General features: G+C 66.6%; 13 protein-coding genes. 2 read left to right on the forward strand and 11 right to left on the reverse strand.

The features are described 5' to 3' along the window. Positions 1 to 142: 142 nt before the first annotated feature. The 5 genes from OTER_RS06765 to OTER_RS06785 all read right to left on the reverse strand — a co-directional run bounded on the left by OTER_RS06765 (position 143) and on the right by OTER_RS06785 (position 7,527). Positions 143 to 1,402, reverse strand: coding sequence for a rhamnogalacturonan acetylesterase (locus tag OTER_RS06765; protein ID WP_012374159.1), 1,260 nt, complete (start codon positions 1,400 to 1,402; stop codon positions 143 to 145). Between the two features lie 69 nt (positions 1,403 to 1,471). Next, on the reverse strand, positions 1,472 to 3,424 hold the full coding sequence (locus OTER_RS06770; RefSeq protein WP_012374160.1) for a sialate O-acetylesterase: 1,953 nt from the start codon (positions 3,422 to 3,424) through the stop codon (positions 1,472 to 1,474). Positions 3,425 to 3,530: 106 nt separating this feature from the next. Then, positions 3,531 to 4,406: a hypothetical protein gene (locus OTER_RS06775; protein WP_148218037.1), complete on the reverse strand. Its 876-nt coding sequence runs from the start codon at positions 4,404 to 4,406 to the stop codon at positions 3,531 to 3,533. A 123-nt stretch (positions 4,407 to 4,529) separates the two neighbouring features. Beyond that, positions 4,530 to 6,245 (reverse strand): GH35 family beta-galactosidase, encoded by a 1,716-nt coding sequence (locus OTER_RS06780; protein WP_012374162.1) that lies wholly within the window; start codon positions 6,243 to 6,245, stop codon positions 4,530 to 4,532. A 160-nt stretch (positions 6,246 to 6,405) separates the two neighbouring features. Then, complete coding sequence (locus tag OTER_RS06785) at positions 6,406 to 7,527, reverse strand: PKD domain-containing protein (RefSeq protein ID WP_012374163.1); 1,122 nt, start codon at positions 7,525 to 7,527, stop codon at positions 6,406 to 6,408. A gap of 329 nt (positions 7,528 to 7,856) precedes the next feature. Here OTER_RS06785 and OTER_RS06790 point away from each other — a divergent pair, with 329 nt between their 5' ends. Then, on the forward strand, positions 7,857 to 8,243 hold the full coding sequence (locus OTER_RS06790; RefSeq protein ID WP_012374164.1) for a hypothetical protein: 387 nt from the start codon (positions 7,857 to 7,859) through the stop codon (positions 8,241 to 8,243). Between the two features lie 255 nt (positions 8,244 to 8,498). Then, positions 8,499 to 10,181, forward strand: coding sequence for an RNA polymerase sigma factor (locus OTER_RS06795; protein ID WP_012374165.1), 1,683 nt, complete (start codon positions 8,499 to 8,501; stop codon positions 10,179 to 10,181). A gap of 242 nt (positions 10,182 to 10,423) precedes the next feature. Here OTER_RS06795 and OTER_RS06800 read toward each other — a convergent pair whose 3' ends face one another. The 6 genes from OTER_RS06800 to OTER_RS06820 all read right to left on the reverse strand — a co-directional run bounded on the left by OTER_RS06800 (position 10,424) and on the right by OTER_RS06820 (position 19,663). Further along, positions 10,424 to 12,400, reverse strand: coding sequence for a rhamnogalacturonan lyase (locus OTER_RS06800; protein ID WP_012374166.1), 1,977 nt, complete (start codon positions 12,398 to 12,400; stop codon positions 10,424 to 10,426). Between the two features lie 85 nt (positions 12,401 to 12,485). Continuing rightward, a complete protein-coding gene (locus OTER_RS06805; RefSeq protein WP_012374167.1) occupies positions 12,486 to 13,907 on the reverse strand; it encodes a glycoside hydrolase family 88/105 protein in 1,422 nt (473 codons plus the stop codon). Positions 13,908 to 13,941: 34 nt separating this feature from the next. Beyond that, positions 13,942 to 14,838, reverse strand: coding sequence for an alpha/beta hydrolase (locus OTER_RS06810; protein WP_237702459.1), 897 nt, complete (start codon positions 14,836 to 14,838; stop codon positions 13,942 to 13,944). Between the two features lie 80 nt (positions 14,839 to 14,918). Beyond that, entirely contained in the window at positions 14,919 to 17,894 is a 2,976-nt protein-coding gene (locus OTER_RS06815; protein WP_012374169.1) for a glycosyl hydrolase, read from the reverse strand. A gap of 219 nt (positions 17,895 to 18,113) precedes the next feature. Then, complete coding sequence (locus OTER_RS26135) at positions 18,114 to 18,284, reverse strand: hypothetical protein (protein ID WP_012374170.1); 171 nt, start codon at positions 18,282 to 18,284, stop codon at positions 18,114 to 18,116. After that, positions 18,281 to 19,663, reverse strand: a complete 1,383-nt coding sequence (locus tag OTER_RS06820) for a purine-cytosine permease family protein (protein WP_012374171.1) — start codon at positions 19,661 to 19,663, stop codon at positions 18,281 to 18,283. Before OTER_RS06820 ends, OTER_RS26135 begins: the two co-directional genes overlap by 4 nt. Positions 19,664 to 19,914 lie beyond the last annotated feature (251 nt).

Below are 19,914 nucleotides of genomic sequence, written 5' to 3' on the forward strand. Positions count from 1 at the left end.
CTTGGCGTGGGATCAGGCGACTGCGCGGTAGGGCCGTCGCTGGCCGGCGGCTGAAAGGCAAAAGCGAAATGGCGGATCGGCTTACGGCCGGCGATGAACGCCGGCCCTACGATGTCAATCTGGTGGACGGCTTCGCCGAGGATCAATTTCCCCGCAGCGGCGCGGTGCTGCGGGCGGGGCTGGCGGGAAGCGCGAAGGACTCCGGCGCGTCGGGGTGCGACGGATCGAAACCGGAGAAATCGTCGGCGAGTTGCTCGGCCAGCGGCAGGTGGGCGTCGCGGATCGCCTGCGCGACGCATTTCGCCAGCTCGTAGGCGCCGTAATTGTTGTGGTGCGTGGGATCCTTGCCGCCGTTGCTGAACGCGAGCGGCGCCTGCGTCGGCCCAAGCGCCTCGTAGAACGCGATGCTCATCCGCTCGAGATCGACCAGCGCGACATTTTCTTCCTGCGCGACGGCGCGCACGGCCGCGGGATAATCGCCCAGCGTGTTTTTAATTCGACCGGCCGCGTCGAAGTTGCGGCGCTGCATGGACGTGACGAGCACGGGTGTGGCGCCGCGCAGCCGCGCCTCGGCGATGAACGCGCGCAGGTAGGCGCGATAGGTGGTCGCGGCCACGACATAGGTCTGCGGCCACTGCTGCTTCTGATCGTTGTGGCCGAACTGAAGAAAGAGGTAATCGCCGGGCTGGATCTGGCTGAGGATCTTCGCAAGCCGCAGGCCGGACAAAAACGATTTGAGCGTCTCGCCGGACTCGGCGTGATTGGCGACCGCGACGCTAGGTTTGAAAAACCGGGGCAGCATCTGGCCCCAGCTTGCCGCCGGTTCGTGCGGCTGATCCGTCACGGTCGAATCGCCGGCGAGGAACACCGTCGGCACGGTGGCGGGCTCGATGACGATCGTGCGCACGCGCGGCGCGGGGCCGTTGCACTCGAGTGTGAGCTTGTCGTCCCAGCGCAGCAGGTCGCGCTCGCGCTCGTTCAGGAGGACGGCGCTGCCGCCTGGCGCGTTTTTTTCCGGCGGCGGCAGCCGGGGCGTGCGGAGGTTGACGATGAAGCTGCGCGTGACGAGTTCGCCGGGCCGCGTAGCCAGGTGCTCGAGCAGCAGCTGGCGCGATTCGGCTTTCAGCGTGTTGGATGACGGGGCCTGCGGATCGCCGAACGTCACCGTGACGCGGTAGTTTCCCTCCGGGACGGCGACGGAGAAATAAAACGGCGGGTTGGCCGACGGGTCCGGGGCGGTGCCGAGATCGAAACCGTAACCGCGCTCGGGCGTGAAGACGTCGGCCGCGGTGAACTGAGCCAGGTCGAATTGCCGACGAAGCGAATCAGCGGCTGGGCTCGCCGGGCTGAGCGCGAGCGTCGCGCAGACGGCGACGCAGAAGGGGAAAAGGGACGGTTTCATGGGCGTCGCGACGAAAGGATTGCGCGCCGGCCCCGTCGCGCACGTCCAAAGCCGTGCGGACAGTCGCGCCTATTCGACATCGGTGCGGAACGGCGAGGCGGGCAGGCCGGCCCGGTTGAACAAATTGCCGCGCGCGACGTTGGCCCAGCCGTAGCGAACGGCGGTCGGCTTGGCCACCTCGGGCGAAGTGACGACGACGGTTTCGCCCACGATGGTCGCCGTCGCCGGCCGGAACACGCCGTCGGCTCCGGCGATCGTGAATCCCACCAGCGGCCCGTCCTTCGCCACGAGCCCGCCGCCGATGTGCGAAAAACTCAGCACTGCCCGAGGGACGTCGATGCGACACGCGCTGAATACCGGACCCGAATACTCGAGGTTCTCGCGATAAGCCAGGGCGCGGGCCGCGAGGGCGAGCCGCGCGCCGACCGGTTCCTTGTTCGCGGGATGAATGTCGTCGGGGTCACCGACGTCGATCGTCACGACCATGGCCGTGTTTTTCGTCGCTTGCCAGGCGAGCAACTGGGCTTCGCGAATTTCCGGCGGCTGGTCCTTGAACGGCGCGATTTGAACGAAGAGGAAGGGGAACCGCCCCCGGTGCCATTGGTCGCGCCAATCGGCGATCATCGCCGGAAACAACGTGCGATACTGGCGCGCGCGGTCGGCATTGGATTCGCCCTGATAGAACACGGCCCCGCGAATCGCGTAGGGAATCAGCGGCGCGATCATGCCGTTGAACAACACGGTCGGCGCGTTCGGCCCCGCGGTCGGATCCTGCGGCGGCCGCGGACGATCATCGAGCGTGGCGGCGAAACGGGCGAGCCACGGGCCCTGCAGCGAGACCGGCGTGAATGCGCCGTCGACCGGCGCCACCTCGAGCGGCAGGTTCGCATCCCAGATGCCGCCGAACCCGCCTGTATCGAGCACGCGGATCGCGATGACATTGTCCAGGCGCTTCAGCGCCGTGCCCGGGACGCGATAGACGCGGGGCAAATCGTAGAGGCCGGTGCGGCCGACGAGCTGGCCGTTCACCCAGGTGGTGTCGGCGTCATCGATTGCGCTGAGCCGTAGCTCGACGTCGCCGCCGTTCCAGTTCGCCGGCAGATCGAAGCTGCGGCGGAGCCAGACGAGTCCGTCGAACCCATCATGTCCCGCCTGCTCCCACGCGCCGGGACATGGCAGATTTTCCCAACCGGTGGTGTCGTGCGCCGGGTCGGCCCAGGACGCGCCGGCGCTGCCGGGATCGTTGGCGCGATACCAGGCGTCGAGTTGCTCCTCGTAGTGCCGGCGTGCTTTGGCGGGATCACGGCCGGCGACGCGCAACAGCGAGAGAAGCTCGGCGAAATCCGGCAGCTTGCCCAAACCCTCGCGACTGGTCCACGCCTCCGCGGGCGTGCCGCCCCACGAGCTGTGGATGATCCCGATGGGCACGCCGAGCCGGGCGTGGAGATCGCGCGCGAAGAAGTAGCCGACCGCGGTGAAATCGACGACCGTGTCCGGCGAGCACACCGTCCAGCTCATGTCCGCGGTGCGCTGAGGTTCGAGGGCGAGGTGTTGGCGGACGTAGAGCTGCCGGATCAGCGGATGCTTGGCGGCGGCAGCTTCCTGCTCCCAACCGACGATCGGTTTCTGGCCCGGACGCAGCCCGAGCTGTCGTTCCATGTTGGATTGACCGCCGCAGAGCCATACCTCGCCGACGAGAACGTCGTGGAATTTTCGAGTTTCGAGTTTCGATTTTGGATCACCGGAGGAGACGACGAACTCGCGGGGCTCGGCACTGGCTGGGAGCGGCGCGAATTCCATCCGCCATTCGCCGGCGGCGTTGGCGGTGGTGCTGCGTTGCTGCCCCGCGAACTCCACCGTGACCTTCTCGCCGGGCGCGGCGGTGCCCCACACGGGCAGCTTCACGTTTTGCTGCAGGACCATGTGGTCGCCGAACGGACTGGCGAGTTGAATGGCGGCGGGGGCGTTGGTGATCAGCAGCAACGCGACACCGAGGGGACGCAGGCAAGCGGGCGTTCGCATAGGAGGTGCGGCCAGTCGAACGCCCACACGACAAACTGGCGATGCTCAAAAGCTGGGCCGGGAGCGGCAGGAGTGGTGGGGCGGCCCGCGCCGCGACGAGCTCCGATCAATCCAACGAAGGAGTCGCCAGCGAGACGTCGGATTCCACGACCACCGGCGGGCCATATTCGACCACCCCGCGCCGCACGCGGCGACAGACGACGTCCGGCGCGCGCATGTCGCGACCGAAGCTGGGTGCGGCGGTGAGGATGAGCGCTGGCAACGTATCGACCATCGAAACACCGCTGGTGTTGACGGTGAGACTGGTGCGCCACACCAACTGCCGCCGGCCCTGGCGATGGCTCGCGAGATCGTACGCCGAGACGACCGCAAAGTAGACGCCGAGGTTCGCCTGATCGGCGAGAAATTCAACGTCGGCAGTGTGGTCGGTGAGAAAATCGCCGAACGAAATCCGGCGGGAGACGCTGGACTCGAAACGACGGCCGCCGACGAGCTTCGCGCGTTCGAGAAAGTGCCGGCGGGACAACTCGGGAAACATCACCCGCATCTCGCGATCCATCGCGTGGTGCGATCCCCAGTGGAAGATGAGGAGCAGCGACGCGGGGTGCTGAGCCGTCGCGGGCTGATAGCCATTGGTGGTGAGCGCGTGACGCAGCACCTGGCCAAGGTAGTTCGCCGCGGGCGGGCGCTCGCCCATGTGGTCACCGCGCTCGGTGAATCCGCCGTTGTGACCGACATAGTAGACCGGTTCTTCCGGCGTCGCGGTGGGCAGCGAACGGCCGAGGTCGGTGACCTCGCTGAACACGGTCATCTCGAGTTCCGGGTTCTGCTGAAAGGATTTCGGAAGCAGCCAGAATCCGCGCCAGCCCGATTCGGGCGACGGGTCATGCATCGAGGGTAGTGCCAGCCGGGAGTCGCTGGCTTTGGCGCTGCTCGGCGATGCGGTGAGACACAGGGCAAGGAAAGCAAAGGTCGAACGCATGATGATCCAAAGTGACGCTGCGACGGGTTGATCGGTAACACCCTGACGCTGTGCGGGCAAGCGGATGCGCGGGCGGCGGGTGGAGCCGTCCACGGGTGGGACGCCCGGGCCCGTTCGGATCGGTTACTCGTAGCGGTAGAGCGCCACGCGCTGGAGCGTGGGACCATCCGGTCCGAAGCGGAGCCCGCTACCGGACTGATTCTCCGCGGCGGCCTCGGCGAGGTGGTAATTCAGCACGATATCGTCGCCGTTCATCTTGCGTCCTGGTATCCAGCGCCCATCGCGCATGGCGCCGGTTTCGGCAGCCGCGATGCCGTCGATCGCGGGGCCCGGCGTGCGCGGGGCAAACGTCACCTGCACGTCCTGCCCGGCGATCAGGAATTCGTCGGCGCCGAGCGCGAATGTCAGCGCGAAACCCAATTCGGTCGCGGGCGCGCCGCTGCGGTTCTGGCGCAGCGCAAAGCGCAACGTATGGTCGCCCAGCGCAATTTCCCGTGCGGGTGCGTCCTTGGTGAGCCGCACCGCGGCGATCGTGCCGCGCGCCTGATGCGCAAGGATCCAGGGGCTCAGGTCGCGCAGCACGGCGTAGCCGCGCGCCAGCGGGAGCGTTTCGAGTGCGCCGCCGGACGCCGCGCCGGTCGGCTGAGCGGGCGCCAGACGTTCCAGCCGATCGATCGCGAACGGCGAATAGCCGAGCGACGCGTGCGCGCCGATGCAGTAGAACGCGTTCGCGACGCCCTGTTCGTTGCCACGCGATTCGGGCACGAAGAGCGGATTGTCCGCGCGGTGGAACGCGGCGACGTGTTCGGCGAAATTCAGCAGGTAGATGTCGGGCGCGTGGAAATCGATCGCAGACGCGCCGGTTGGGCCGGGCTCACCGCAGGCCGCTTTCCAGACATCGAGCGAAAGTGGCTGCGGACCACCGCTGGGATAATCGCCGGGAGCGCGGTCCTCGGGCTGCACGATCCAGGTGTTGGTGAACACCGGCAGCGGGTGCACGGCTTTGCCGGAGGCGGCCATCGTCCCCATGAACCGACCGTACTGCCAAGCCATGAAGAGCTCGTCGGTCGCGGGGCCGTCGCCGAAAACCTCGGTCCACGTGCCGGTCGTTTTGCCGCCGGCGGTTGACCAAAGCTGGGCGAGCGCGGGCGAGAGCGAGCTGCGGTGCGCGGTGAGGTACGTCATCAACTCCGCGGGCACGGCGGCAGCGAAGGCGGCATTGGCGGCGTCGCTACGGTCGCGCGAATCGCCCAGCACGCCGACCTCGTTCTGCAGCTGGATCATCAAGACGGTGTGGTGCTCAGCGTCGACGCGCGCGACGTGTTGCAGGAAACGCACGTAGGCGCGCGTGTCGGCGCGCTCCGCCTCGGCGCTGAAGGGCGAGAGGATTTCGACTGATCGGCCTGACGCGATCCGAACGCGAGGGAAGCGCGTTTGATCGCGCTTCACCCACGCGGGCGCGAAGCTCGAGAGTCCGTTCTTCCACGAGCCGAACCACAGGAAACAGATTCGCAAGTGGTGCGTGCGCGCACCGGCCAGCAGGCGATCGACGAGGCTGAAGTCAAACTGGCCTTCGACGGGCTCCACCCAATCCCACGCCACCGGCACGAGCACGGTGTTGAGATTGAGCCGTGCAAGATTGGGCCAAACCGCGTCCAGGGTGTCCGGATCCGAGGAGGCGGTGTTGGTGATCTCGCCACCGAGGATCAGATACGGCTGGCCGTCGACAATCAGCTGGGTGGCGGCACCGCGGGTTTCGAGATGGGGCAGCGGCGCGGCCACGGCGCGGAAGGCAGCGAACGCTACGAACAAGCCGACAAAAAGCAGGCGGGGTTTCATGGGAAGAGGTGAACGAACGTAACGGTGGGCGAACGGAGAAAATGTTGCTTGGACTGGGGACGCGATGCCCGCGTCGCGTCTCGAACCCGTCGACGAGGGCGGGGCCGCTCCATGGGCGATACCCCTCGGGCTGCCGTGGGAGTGCGCGCCGATCAATCGGTTATTTGAACTGGATGTCCCAAATCTTCGAGCGGCGCGCGGTGCCGTCGGGCCCGGTAAGGTCGAGAATCACCACGTAGCTGCCGGGCTTGGCGTAGGCGTGCTGCGGGTGTTGTTCGGTCGAAGTCGTGCCGTCACCAAAATCCCAATGCCACGAGGTGATCCGGCCGACGGACTCGTCCTTGAACGCGGCGAGCCGGCGGTCCATGTCGACGATGCTCCACGACCATTGGGCGGCGAGCTTCGGCTGGAGCGCGGGCTCGAGTGGCATGAGCTTGAACGCGCAGAGTTCGGAGGCGTCGCCGTAGGCGGTGCGCTGGGGCGAGAGCGTCCAGAACCCGCGCGGCGTTTTCCCGTCGTAGTCGATCACGATCCAGCTGAGCCCGATGATCTTGCTCTCGCTGAGGACCGATTCGACTGCGCGGGCCGGACCTTCGGGACCGGCGTAGTCGAAGGGGGTGACCCAGAATTCGAGCGTGAGTTTGCCCGGCTCGCCGGGTTTGAACGCGAACGACTGCGCGGCGTTGGCCCAGGGGAGTTCCTTGATCCACGTCGGCGCGCCCCACGCGAGCGCCCAATCCTTGTTCACCGCGGGCGTGAAGACGTGGTAGTTCTGCGCGTGCACGCCGTGAATCGCCCAGTTCGCAGCGTCGACGCTGATGCGGTCGTCGGGGGTCGCCGCGGCGGCGCCGACGTGTTCCGGCGTCCACAGCTCCTTGTGACCGCGGTCCACCAACAGTCCGCCCGAGGCGTCGCCATCGACGATGATTTCGAACGTGTCGTTGCGCAGTCCGGGATCGGCGAAGTCCCAGAAATCGTCCTCCGCCTCGTAAAGGAAGTAGAGCCGGTTCAGCCCCTTGACCCAGCCGACGCGCACGCGAACGGCGAGGGTCTTGTCGCCGGCGGCCGGCGGCTGTTTGCCGAAATTCTTGAGCTGATCCCTGCCGACCACGTAACTCTCCGGAACCATCGCCCAATCGGCAGCATCGCCGTCGACGCGGGGAATCCGGTCGGCCGGGAATTGGAAGATGGGGTAGGTGATGTCGGGCTTTTGGAGCGCGGCACTGGACAGCGCGACGAGTGCGAACGCGAAGGCGCCGAGCAAACGGGGAACGAAATTCATGGGGCAGCGAACGGTACGGTTAGTCATGCAGGACGCAGCCGGCGCGGCGAAGGTGCGCGCGTGCGAACCGTCCGGGTGGAGCGGAGGAGGGGCCGCCCGCTATGGGAATTGCCTCGTGACACCGGGACCATCCTGCCGCAAAAGAAATTCCGCCGATGAAGGTCCCAATGATTTTGTGGGTGTGCTCTGTGGCGCTGTGCGCTTGCACGTCCGTGCCAACTACTCATCGGTCGGTGTTTCCAGAATCGACGGCCACTACCTATAAAGCGTCCGATGGCTCGACGTGGGTATTGCACGAAGCGGGATCTGCCCCGGATGGGAGTTACTGGATGAGATTCACGCCAGGGGTTGTGGAGAAGAAGAAATGGAATGAGTTGCTCGGGTTCGGTTTCGGCCATGAGAGGTTTTCTTTGGAAAGTGTGCGGAAGAACTTCGAGGCCGTGAAAGCGTATGACTCTGGCGCGACCTACAACGTTGAAGGGACGCCGGAGTCTTTTGTCTTGAAGCATCATCTCCCGCAACGCGGCGAGAATGGCCTCACGCGGGTTGTTCGGACGCCGGAAGGTTACTACTACGCCTCGTATCAGGAACGTTATGGCGAGAGCGGCGCAGACAAGCTTAGCCGGTGGACGCGTTTCATCTCAGAACTGCCAGACCAATCACTGCTCCCTGCGGCCGGGACCCGCACGCCTCAAGTGGGTGTGAGTAAACGGTAACTGGAGGGCTTCGGCGGCTGTAAGTGCGTGGGAAAGAAGCGGGCGGGAGGCCTGCGCTCCTATGCCGGCGGCGCTCCCGGCTACACCCAACGCGTGAATGGAGCCGCGACGCCTTCGTCCCGGCCGAGAGCACCGGTGGAGAAGCGACGCGACGAGGGCGTCGCGCCCCGCTCACTGGGAGTGATGCCCGCGCCACATTGGAGGCCAATGAGAAATTCTGTGCGCTTTGCCGCCTCGCGGCCATAGAAAGGGTGGATGACACCGACGGACACGGAACTTCTGCATCGCTACAGCGCGCAGCGTTCGGAGGCGGCATTCGCCGAGCTGGTGCAGCGATACATCGACGTGGTTTATCATACCGCCCTCCGCCAAAGCGGCGGGCGCCGAGATGTCGCGGAAGACATCACGCAAGCCGTGTTCGTATTGGTGGCCCAGAAGGCCGGCCGACTGCAGGGCCACGAGATGTTGGCCGGCTGGCTGCACACCGCGACGCGCTATGTCGCCAAAGATCATCGTCGGGCCGAGGCGCGCCGGTTGATCCGCGAAAGGGAGGCGAACGCCATGCACGATGATCCGAGGAGGGCGGAGGTGGAATGGGATCGGGTGCGGCCAGTGCTTGACGACGCGCTCAGCGAATTGAAGCCGGCGGATCGCGAAGCGGTGCTGTTACGGTACTTCATGGGAATATCGCTGGCCGAGGTGGGCGCGCGGCTGAGTGTTTCCGAAAACGCCGCGCGGATGCGGATCGACCGCGCGCTCGAGCGGCTGCGGGCGCGACTGGCTCGTCGGGGTGTCACCTCGACGACGACAGCACTTGGTGCCGTGCTCGCGAATTCCGCTGCGGCGGGTGCGCCGGCGAACCTGGCGTCCAGCATCACCATCGCGGCGCTCTCCGGGACCGCGACGGGAACAGGAGGTGCGGGTCTCGCAGGGCTTTTGATTTCGATGAACAACACCAAAGTGATTGTGGGTCTCGCGGCTGCGCTGAGCATGGGTGGAGTGGGCACCTCCCTTTGGCAGGCGGCGACAGTACGGGAGGTCGAGAGCGCGCTGGCGAACGTCAGTCGCGAGCGAGATGCCCTGCAAGCGCGCTTGGGCGCAATAGAGAAGGGGGCACAAGCGCCAGACCAAATCCGGGCCGGCGGCGTCGCGCCCTCGCGAGGCACCGTCGCGAACGGCGCGACCGAGAGCGGTGTGGGATCCGCTGCAACGCGAGCCACCAAGGGGGCCACGACAGCACCTGCGGTTCAGCAGCCGGCGAAGAGCTCCATTCTTCAGATGCTTAACCGTAATCCTGCCTTCCGAGACGCGGAGCTGCAGCGCCAACGCGCGAACATGGGGTTGAAGTATGGTCCATTCTATCGTTCCTTGCGGCTCTCTTCCGGGCAGATCGCTGAGTTCGAGGACGCGATGTGCGAGTGGCTGCAAACCAATATGGAAACGACGGCGCTTGCCGCCGAGCAGGGGCTGCGCGAAACGGACCCAAAGCTGGCCGGTTTGGTGAAGCCGGCGATGGACAGCCTGACGGCCCGGCTCAGGTCGGCGATCGGCGAAGAGGGACTGATGCAACTAGGCCCGTATGAACAGAGCAGCGATGCCCATGAGACGATCAGCCTGCTGGCCGGCAACCTTTACTACACCGATGTGCCACTGAGCGCCGCTCAAGCGGAGCAGCTCATCCGAATCGTCGCGGCGAATACCGGGCAGATGAAGGTGACCGGGATAGTTGGGAAACCCCGCGAGCTGAATTGGGAGACGATCCTCACCCAAGCGCAGGGGGTGCTTGCACCGGTGCAGCTTGCGACTCTCCAGCGGCTCGCGGACCGAAGCCGCTACCAGCGAATGGTCGAGGCGCTGGCCAGCGGCGCGGAAGTGGAAGCAAGCGGCGTACCGACTGCGGACTCCTCGTCAGGAGTCACAACCGCGGGCGGTGGCTGATCCCGCAGGGCCCGCTGGCGCTTTTCAGCACGGCAGCGATCCGAACGGCTAGTCGAGCCATCCCCGATCAGGTGCGGATCGAATGCACGGGCTCGTTGCGGGAACTCGTGGTGTTGGACGACTGGTCGCTGATCACGACGATCGTTGAGTTCGGAACGGCCGCGTGAGCGGCGGCCCTACAGGACGCAGGCATCCTCGACGTAATCTGTTGGGACCGGGCAAGACGCCCGGGCCACAACGAGTCAGTGCGCGGCGGGGAAGGTGATCTTCGGCGCGGGCGGAAGCGGCGCGGATTCGTCGAGGTAAAAACTCGGATGCGGCGGCTGGTTGTAGGCGACGTTCTGCCACGCGATCGCGAGCCGGTAAACCGGATCGTGCATCAACGTGACCAGCCGGTGCTTCGTCGGAATCGTCGAAGTGTAGATCCGCAGTTCGCGATTGTCGCGCGTCCGCCAGATGACTTCTTCGCGCCAATCACCCCACAGATCAGCGCTGACGGCCGGCGTGGCCTTCGTACCGTTGTTCGACGTGCAGGCGTGCGCGACCAGCAGCGGCTCGATCTCCTCGCGTTCCCAGTTCCATTTCACGATTCGATTCTGATCGAGCAGTTCGTGGAGCAGGTCGCCGTCCCACAGAATGCCGAAATTGCAGGGGAAACCGCGCGGACGTTTTTCCAGGATGCGGTTGCCGGCCGCATCGAACACGCCGTCCATGCCGGCGCCCGCGGCCCAGCATTCGGCGCCCGGGTAACGCGGATCGATGTTGAACGCGTTGCCGCGGCCCGGCCCTTCGCCTTTGTCGCCGCCGGAATCGGCGGCCTTGACCGAAGGCACCGTGAAAATCGGCCGGCCCGTGCGCGCATCGCGCACGCTCATGCCCTGCGCGTCAAAGCGTTCCTGGATGTCGAAGATCTCGAGCCCAGGATTTGCGGGCGTGAGATCGGAAACGTGGATCACGTCGCCGTGGCCCCAGCCGGTCGAGTAGAGCCCGCGGCCGCTATCGTCGATGACGGCAGCGCCGTAGATGATTTCGTCGCGGCCGTCCTCGTCTACATCGGCGACGGAGAGGTTGTGATTGCCCTGTCCACGATAGCGCTCGTTGCCCGGCGTGCCATCGTCGCTGTCGAACACCCACCGCTGGGTCAGCTTGCCGTCGCGCCAGTCCCACGCGGCGAGTACGGCGCGGGTGTAATAGCCGCGGCACATGACCAGGCTCGGCCGCTCGCCGTCGAGGTACGCGACACAGGCGAGATAGCGATCGCTACGGTTGCCGTAGCCGTCGCCCCAGATCGCCTTCAACTCATCGCCGGTCGGCTCGAGCTTGGTCGGATGCCGCGGCGGAACGTAATCCGTCGTCGCTAGCGCCGCGCCGGTGCGACCATCGAAGATCGTGAGAAACTCCGGGCCCTGGAGGATGTGGCCCTGCGCGTTGCGATGGTCGGCGTTCGGATCGCCAATGATTTTGCCGGTGCCGTCGATCGTGCCGTCAGCGGTCTTGCAGGCGACCTCGGCGCGGCCGTCGCTGTCGAGGTCGTAGACCATGAACTGCGTGTAATGCGCCCCTTCGCGAATGTTTTTCCCGAGATTGATCGTCCAGAGCAGCCGGCCCGCGAGCGTGTAGGCCTGCAGCAGCGTTTCGCCGGTGACACCGGAGCGCGAGTTGTCCTGCGGATTCTGCTCCTGTTTCAGCACGATCTCGTAGTCGCCATCGCCGTCCAGGTCGCCGAGCGAGGCGTCGCCGGGCGTGTAGCCGGCGGGCGTCTGCAATGGCACGGAATGATATGGCAGCGGCGACGCGCCGGCGGGCAGCGTGAAGCCGCGGTCGGGTTCCGCCTCAGCGCCCGCGTTGACGGCACGCACGGTGTAGGTCGTCTCGCGATCGAGCGCAGCGTGCCGATCGACAAACCACGTGACGTCCGCGAGCGGCGCCGCGTTGAGCTTCACCGTACCGGCAACAGGATCGGGCCGGGAGCCGAACGGCCCGACGTCATTCGCGGCGCCGGCGCGCGGCGCCGTCGTGCGGTAGACATTGAAAGCAACGCCGGCGGGATCGCTTGCGAGCAGCCGCCAGCTCACGAAGACACTGCCGTCGGCTTCGTGCACCGCGACGACGCCGCGCGAAAGCTTTTCCATAATGCGCGCGGGCGAAGTGGGGGAGGCTGGCGCGATGGCGGCGAGCGCGGACGCGGCGAGCAAAAACACGAGAGAGCGGAGATTCATATTACTCAGGAGAATGAAATTTATAGCCGGCCCCGGTGAGGCCGGGCCGGGGTCACCGACCCCGGCTACAGAAACGCGCCGTATCTCATCGACCGGTGGCGCGCTCGAAATGCACGCCACCGTCGTGGATGACCGAGTCGGCGCCCTTGCCTTGACGCAGTGCGATCAACTCGGCGCCGGCCAGCAGTACGGGGCCGTAGCCGTGCGCGGCGAACACGCTTGTCGGCCGGTAGTAGTAGAACATCGGATCGAAACCCATGCCGGTGCCGACGCAGGTGCCTTCGACCTGACCGATGGCGTTGACCTGTTGCGCGACGGCGTTCCAGCCGAGCGTGACCATCGGGCCGTAGGCCTTCGCGTCGATCCAGCCGCGGTTGATCCCGCGCGCGGCGGCGTAGACGAACATCGCCGAGGCGGAGGTCTCTAGGTAGGAATCGTTGCGATCGAGCAGCTGGTGCCAGAGTCCGTCACCGCCCTGCGTGGCGGCGAGTCCGGCGAGATGCGCGCGGTATTGCTGGAGCACCGCCTCACGGCCCGGATGGTTCTCCGGCAGCACGTCGAGCAGTTCGGCCATCGCGACGATCGCCCAGCCGTTCGCGCGCGCCCAGTGGAACGCCGGGTGCGGATCCATTTCCTGCACCCAGCCGTGCCGGTAGAGGTTTTTCTCCGGCACAAACATCCGCGCGGAGAACTGGACGATCTGCTTCACCGCATCGTCGAAATACTTCGTCTCACCGGTGAGCGCGCCCATCTGCGCGAGCGCGGGCACGCTCATGTAGAGATCGTCGAGCCAGAGCGAATTGGGCATCGGCCGGTTGCGCGCGAGCGTGCCGTCGGCGAGCCGGAATTGTTTCGTGGCGATGAACTCCAGGTAGTTGTCGATCCACGGACGGAGCGCGTCGGGCGCGACGCCGGCGCGGGCGGCCTTGATCATCGCGGCTGCCATGGCGCCGGAGTCGTCGAGCGAGCGCGGGTCGATCACCTGTCGCAGCGCGATCCCGCGCTCACGTGGTGGCAGGTCCGCGGGCGCCGTCTGCTGCTTCAGGTGCGCGGCGAGCGTGGTGATCGCCTGCAGTCGCGTAGCGACGTAGTCGCGATAGCGGTTGTCTCCCGTGGCCGCGGCGGTCTGCACCATGCCGGCGTAGGTGACGCCCCATTCATAGCTGGTGAGCAGGAAGTCGGTGCGCTCGAGCCGAGGTTGGGCGGGGAGTTGCGCGAGATCGGTGACCGGCTGCTTCGTGGCCGCATCGATGACGCGCACGGAGGAGGCACCCTCGAGATAAGTGAGCACGCGGTCGAGGACGGACTTGATTTGCTCCGGCGTCGCGGGCTCGTAAGGCACCGGATACGCGGGCGCGATCCGGCCGGACTGCAGCTGGGCGAGCCGTGCCGGTTCGGGCGACACGGTGGGCGTGGTCGTCACCGTGGCGGACGAGGCGGGCAGGGATTGAGCATGCGCGAGCGTGAGGCAGCCGGCGCAAAGAAGGACGAGGCGGAATGAACTCATGGAAGGAAACCGGGGGTGGGGTTGACGAAGGGGATTACTTGCGGGTCGTGAGCAGATCGCGCGCGCGGAGCCATTCCGCGGCGCGCGCCGGCCAGTTGGAGGACGTGCCGAGGCCGTCGAGCATGCCCATGCCGTGACTGCCGCGCTCGAAGGCGTAGAACTCGGCGGGCACTTTGGCGCGCGTCAGCGCTTGGAAGAAACGAATGCTGTTCTCGATTGGAACGGACTGATCCGCCTGCGTGTGAATCAGCAGTGTCGGTGGGGTGGCGGTTGTGACCTGTTTTTCCAGCGACATGAGTTCACGCAGCTCGGCGGGGGGATGCTTGCCGATGAGCGCCTCGCGCGAGCCGACGTGCGTGACCGGATCATCCATGCTGATGACCGGATACATCAGGATCAGGAAATCCGGCCGCGCGGAGACGGCGTCGAGTGGCGCGCCGGTTTTGCCCGCAGGATGATCGAACAAAGTGCCGGCGCTGGCGCTGAGGTGTCCGCCGGCCGAGCTGCCCATTACGCCGATGCGGGTGGCATCGATCTTGAATTCGGCGGCGCGCGAACGCACGAGCCGGACCGCGCGCAACACATCCTGGAGCGGCGCGGGATGACCGAACTCCGCCATCCGGTATTTCAGCACGAAGGACGTGACGCCGAGCGTGCTGAGCCAGTTCGCGTATTGCACCCCCTCGCGCTGGGTCGAGAGCCGGACGTAGCCGCCGCCGGGGCAGATGATGACGGCGGTGCCGTTGGGCCGGTCCACGGCGGGCGGGAAGACGGTGAGCGTGGGCTCGGAGACGTTGGAGATCCGGCCCTCTTCGAGGCGTTCGGGGCCGAGTTCCGGCTTGGCGTTGGGGACGCCCTCGGGCCAGAGCGGCAGGACGAGATTCTCGGCGGAGGCGGACACGGTGAGCGCGGCGGAGAGGGAGGCGAGCATGAGAAGAGGGGTGAGGCGCATGGTCGGGATGTTTTTGTGGGCCGGCTTCGGCGAGGCCGGGCCGGGGTCAGCGACCCCGGCTACAGGGTCGGATCTGATTTCTGTAGAGGCGTGAGCTTGACGGGGCCGAGCAGCCCGGAGTTGCGCGGCAACCAGCGCGCGGCCGTGAACTGCCGATCCGGGCCGACGTTTTCGCGAAAACGCGCGGGGAAATTCGCGTTGTAGAAAATTTTCCACGAGGCGCCTCGGCGGTCGAGGTCGGCGATGCGGTTGGCGGCGAGATTGGTGACGTCGATCTCGAGGGCGTTTTCGTCGCGCCATTCGTTCGCCGGGATCACGACTCGCCACGGCGGCTGAATCAGGACGCCGAGTTCGCGGCCATTCAGCGTCACGCGCGCGCTGTCGCCGACGGTGCCGAGATCGAGCTCCCACGCCGGCGCGTCGCCCGAGGGACGCGCGAAGCGCCGCGTGTAGACGGCAGTGCCGGAGAACGCTCGGCCGGCCTCGCCGGCAAAGTCGGTCCACGAGGTGAGCGCGTGAAGTTGCGCGGCGGCGGGAAGCGCGGGGCCGCCGGCCGTGAACGTCACTGACCAGTCGCCGGTGAGCAGGTGCGGTTCGCCGGCGCGCTGCCAGTAGTGCCAGGCGGGACCGGCGACGGGTGTGGCGTGGAGCTGAACGACGCAGGATTCGCCGGGTGCGAGTTGGAGGTAGATTTCAGTGGGAGCGCGGGAGGCTCGCGCGCCGTCTGAATGAGCGGGCGGGATGCTCGCGCTCCCAGTCGGACCGGACGAGTGGATCGCCGCGAGGCCGGCGTTGCCGGTCATGGGGTCGAAGAGCGCGGCCGCGGCGGCGGGTGATTGCAGCGGGATCCAGCGGTCGATCGGTTGGTTGCTACGGTTGACGAGGAAATAGAGCGCGCCGGCGTCGGTCCGACGGCGGACGAATTCGAGTCCGAACGGGCGAAGTGATTCACGCGCGATCCCGGGACAACGATCGAGCAATTCGCGAATGCCCGGGCCGAGCAGGAACTGGCCGCCGTCCAGCTTGGCCGCGCTGAGGACGTCGCTGGGTGCGAGCTGGGTTTGAATCTTCTGCAGGAGTTGCTCGAAACGTCCCGACGCGTTGAGCCCCGCCAACCCGGGCGCGCTGCGGGGAAGATGATCGACGAAGAGAATGGTCGCGCCCTGCGCAGCGAGTTCCACCAGGCGCGCCAGCGTCGCCTCGGGCATGAACGTGGTTTGCGGCACCACGATCGCGCGGTCGGGCGTGATCTTTTGCAGTTGCCGATCGGACACATAGTCGAAACCGACACCGGCTTCGTGCAGCGCGGCGGCGGTGGCGGCGAGCGAACCGGACGGATCGCGGCCGCCGTGGCCGAAGTGCGGCATCCGGCCATTGCCGCGTTCCGCCCAGCGGTCGTGGATATTATAATAGAGCAGGACGTCCTCGTCCGGCGTGCCGGACTGCAGGAACGATTGCGCGCGGGCGACGTAGGCGTTGAGCGCGGTGAAATCGCGCCAGAACGGGTTCAGCGGATTCAGTTCGACTGACGCGTAGAAATTGAACCCGGGCCACGCGGCGTCGAGCGGTGAGAGCGCGGTGCCGTGGTAGCAAACGTGATTGATGCCGGCCAACAGGAATTCGTCGGTATTCTGCTTCAGTTCGGCGAGCGTGGTGAGGAAGTGCTCGTTGAGCCACGTGGCGGTTTCGGCCGACGCGAGCGGCTTGCCGCTGACGTGCGCGGCGGAAGAGGCGAGCTTCATAGCCAGGAAGCCGTTGCCCTCCTGCTCGGGAATGTCGCTCGCGGCGTAGAGATCGAGGATGTTCGCCGGCGAGTTGTGCGCCTGGTTGCGGATCAACGCCCCGTGCTGGTGCGCCCACTCGCGCCACGGATTCGTGAATTCGTCGAGGAGCAGGTCGGAGATCGTTTCGCGGTAGTCGCTGCGCACGCGCGCGCTGAAGTCGTTCTCGGTGGTGGCGAGCAGCTCCGGCAGGTGCGCGCGTAGGTCGTAGCCGCGGCGTTTTTGGAATTCCTCCAGAAAACGCGGCGTCCAGTTCGCTTCGCCGTCGGCGTCGTCGACCTCGTAGGAATCGTTGAAGAACGCGCGCAGCCGTGGCGCCGAATCCGCACCGGCCGCGGAAGGAAGGTCACTTAACAGGTGACCTTCGGCGAATGCGGCGTCGAAGCGGGCGAGGTAGGCGCGCAGCGCGGTAGAGGAGAAGTGATCGAGCGCGAAGCCCTCGCCGCCGGGGGCGGCGCGCTCGACCATCTTGCCGTGCGGACCTGCGAACAGCGCGTAGAGCGTCCACGTGCCCGCGTCGGCGGGCGCGGTCCAGTCGAGCGAGCCGTCGGCGCGGACGCGTGAGGTGAGGTCGAGCGGAGTGGGTGCGACGCCGGCGAGGGCGAGCGGGAAAGCCATGAGCGACACCAGCCGCATCGGTTTTGGAAACCGCACTTGATCGAGTGCGAGCTCCTGAAGGTTTGCGTTGGCGGTGATCGGCTCGCGTAGTTCCTCGAGCTTCACCGGCCGCGGACCGGCGACACGCACGAGCCCGGTGGCGGTGAGCCGGACAGGTTCGCCCAATCGTTCGCCGGGTTTTATTTCATAAACGCGATGCGCGAGCGTGTGGGCGACGTCTTCGGGCTGGAGCCACGGCCCGCCAAACGGCCAGCCGGTGCCGGTGGCGAGATCGATGCCCAGTCCGAGTCGGCGTGATTCGACGAGCGTGTGCCGCAGCAACTCCATCCAACGCGGTGAAAGAAACGGTACGAACCGATCCTCGTATCCGCGCACGCCATAGATCGGCGTGATCTCGAGGCCGCCAAGACCGGCGGCGGCGCAGGCTTCCAGTTGGGCAGTGACCGATTTTTCGTCGGCGATGTTGCCGAACCACCACCAGCGAGACCACGGCTTCGTCTCGCGGTGCACCTCGGGCCAGGCGAGCGGTTGCGCGGCGGCCGGCGGCGGAGCCGCCGGAGTCTCCGGCGCGGCCGCGGCGGACTCGAGCAGCGCTGGGGCGCCGAGGAGGATGGCGGCAAGGAAGCGACGGTGCATGGGGGAAAGACGGGGGACGGCGTCTCGGACGCGGGAGCGGCAGACGATCTGCAGCCGGGCACGTCGCGCAACTCGGCGTGCGTCGGACGGTCCACGGATGGCTCTCGTGCGAGCCGGGGCGACGGGCGCTCTTGAGGCTTTGGTCGCGACGAAGGGGCGTTGCCGCTCCAGGGCGCAGCAAGCCTGCGCCCCTCCGATTCACGGCGCGGACCGCGGCAACTATTCGGTGCCGCCGCGCAGCCATTTCGGCGCGGCGGCGAACCAAAGCACGGCGCCGACCAGCATCAGCGCCTTCATCGGGCCGTCGGCCAATGCGCCGGCGGCGAAGAGCACGGCGGGGCCTACGGTCAGCAACAGAGCGAACAAGGCGAGGAGACGCGCGATCTTCATGCTGAAATGGGACGAGGTTGGCGGAGCAGCGTCTTCGAGAACACCACATACAGGAGTCCGCAGGTGATCCACACCGGCACGGTCATGTAGGAGGCGAAGACGTGGTGGACCTTGTAGAAATAGAAGAAGGCGGCGACCGGAAGAATCCACGCCAGCAGCGCGGCCAGATTAAAGGAGGAGCGCGCTGCCTCGGCCCAGTCCCGCGTGATCCCGAGCCGCTTGGCGAAATAGTGATCGATGACGATGATGGCGCCGACGGGCGCGAGGACGGTGCCGTAGATGCCGACGAAATCGAGCAGCTTCATCGCGAAGGCGGGGAACAGGCCGGCGATCGTGGCGATGGCGCCGGCGATGATCGTGCCGGTGTTGCGCGAAATCTTCGGCAGCACGCCCTGGAAAGCGAGACCGGCGCGGTAGATCGTCGGGTTGGCGGTGGTCCAGCCGGCGATCACGACGCAGATCAGCCCGGCCCAGCCGGTCGCGGCGAACACCATCGGCCCCGGCGCGTTCGAGGCGCTGCTGCCGCGCTGCTGGAGCTCGAGCGCGAAGAGCAGTGAGGCGCAGATCCACGCGACGTAGTGACCGAGGAACATGCCGGCGCTGGCCGCCCAACCGGAGGAGGGCTTGCGGGCGTAACGCAGGATGGAGAGGTCGGACATGCCGAGGTGCATGGCGGCGTTGCAGAGCCACGCGAACAGCACGATGCCGACGAACCCGATGCGCGTTTGCCCGGCGATCGGCACGCCGGTCCAAATGGTGGAAACATCGAGCGAGCTGAGCTTCGGCAGCGTGGTCAATCCGCACGCCACGAAGACGAGGAACATCCAGGGGGCGGCGAGATGGCCGACGCGCGCGACGAAGCTGTAGCCGCGCACCGCGACGATCGTCTGCAGCGAACCGAGGATCACCACGAGCACGCACCAGGCGAGTCCCGTCGGCATCATGTCGGTGAACGCGGGCATCTTCACGCCGGGGAACGGCACGCCGACCGCCGTGGCGGACACGGTCACCATCGCGCCGGCGAGGAAACAGAAGAGCACGCCGTTCGCCACGTTGTAGAGGGAGACGAGCCGGCGGCCGCAAATTTTCTCGAGCTTGTAGTAAAGGGTCACGCGCAGGTCCGTGGCGATCGGAGCGGTCAGAAAACGCCACGTGAGCACCGCGAGGATGTTGCCCAGCAGCAGGCCGAGGATGACGTCGATGGCCGTGGCGCCCCACGCGATGAAGAGCGGCCCGAGCATGAACTCCGTGCCCGCGGTGTGTTCGCCGGCATACATGCCCCAGAACGACGTCGGCCCTTTCAGCGCCGAATCGGGGACGCGTTCGCGCTCGTATTCGTTGACCGCGGCGGGCGGGGTGGGGGTCGAAACATCAGCCATGGAGGGGCGGGGTTGGGGCGCAGGGCGAAAGCCACGACGCCGACTGGCCCCGTGATGCCACACAACCGGGGGAGGCTGTCAAACCCTACGCAAGTGTGGCCCGCGGAAATGATCGAATTCGATCAATTGAAGCCTGCCGTCGAGCGGCGCGCGCGGCGTGGACCGCGGAAACGTCCAGCCAAGTCGGACTGTCTGAGGCGCGCTCCGATTGTTGCGCTGTCCGTGACACCGCTACGTTGCAGTCATACTTC

The organism is Opitutus terrae PB90-1 (genome assembly GCF_000019965.1).
Taxonomy (GTDB): Bacteria; Verrucomicrobiota; Verrucomicrobiia; order Opitutales; family Opitutaceae; genus Opitutus; species Opitutus terrae.

What these genes read in the sequence shown, in the direction of transcription:
- OTER_RS06765 (WP_012374159.1), bottom strand. Translation starts at nt 1,402, where the DNA reads ATGAAACCGTCCCTTTTCCCCTTCTGCGTCGCCGTCTGCGCGACGCTC.
- OTER_RS06770 (WP_012374160.1), bottom strand. Translation starts at nt 3,424, where the DNA reads ATGCGAACGCCCGCTTGCCTGCGTCCCCTCGGTGTCGCGTTGCTGCTG.
- OTER_RS06775 (WP_148218037.1), bottom strand. Translation starts at nt 4,406, where the DNA reads ATGCGTTCGACCTTTGCTTTCCTTGCCCTGTGTCTCACCGCATCGCCG.
- OTER_RS06780 (WP_012374162.1), bottom strand. Translation starts at nt 6,245, where the DNA reads ATGAAACCCCGCCTGCTTTTTGTCGGCTTGTTCGTAGCGTTCGCTGCC.
- OTER_RS06785 (WP_012374163.1), bottom strand. Translation starts at nt 7,527, where the DNA reads ATGAATTTCGTTCCCCGTTTGCTCGGCGCCTTCGCGTTCGCACTCGTC.
- OTER_RS06790 (WP_012374164.1), top strand. Translation starts at nt 7,857, where the DNA reads ATGAGATTCACGCCAGGGGTTGTGGAGAAGAAGAAATGGAATGAGTTG.
- OTER_RS06795 (WP_012374165.1), top strand. Translation starts at nt 8,499, where the DNA reads ATGACACCGACGGACACGGAACTTCTGCATCGCTACAGCGCGCAGCGT.
- OTER_RS06800 (WP_012374166.1), bottom strand. Translation starts at nt 12,400, where the DNA reads ATGAATCTCCGCTCTCTCGTGTTTTTGCTCGCCGCGTCCGCGCTCGCC.
- OTER_RS06805 (WP_012374167.1), bottom strand. Translation starts at nt 13,907, where the DNA reads ATGAGTTCATTCCGCCTCGTCCTTCTTTGCGCCGGCTGCCTCACGCTC.
- OTER_RS06810 (WP_237702459.1), bottom strand. Translation starts at nt 14,838, where the DNA reads ATGCTCGCCTCCCTCTCCGCCGCGCTCACCGTGTCCGCCTCCGCCGAG.
- OTER_RS06815 (WP_012374169.1), bottom strand. Translation starts at nt 17,894, where the DNA reads ATGCACCGTCGCTTCCTTGCCGCCATCCTCCTCGGCGCCCCAGCGCTG.
- OTER_RS26135 (WP_012374170.1), bottom strand. Translation starts at nt 18,284, where the DNA reads ATGAAGATCGCGCGTCTCCTCGCCTTGTTCGCTCTGTTGCTGACCGTA.
- OTER_RS06820 (WP_012374171.1), bottom strand. Translation starts at nt 19,663, where the DNA reads ATGGCTGATGTTTCGACCCCCACCCCGCCCGCCGCGGTCAACGAATAC.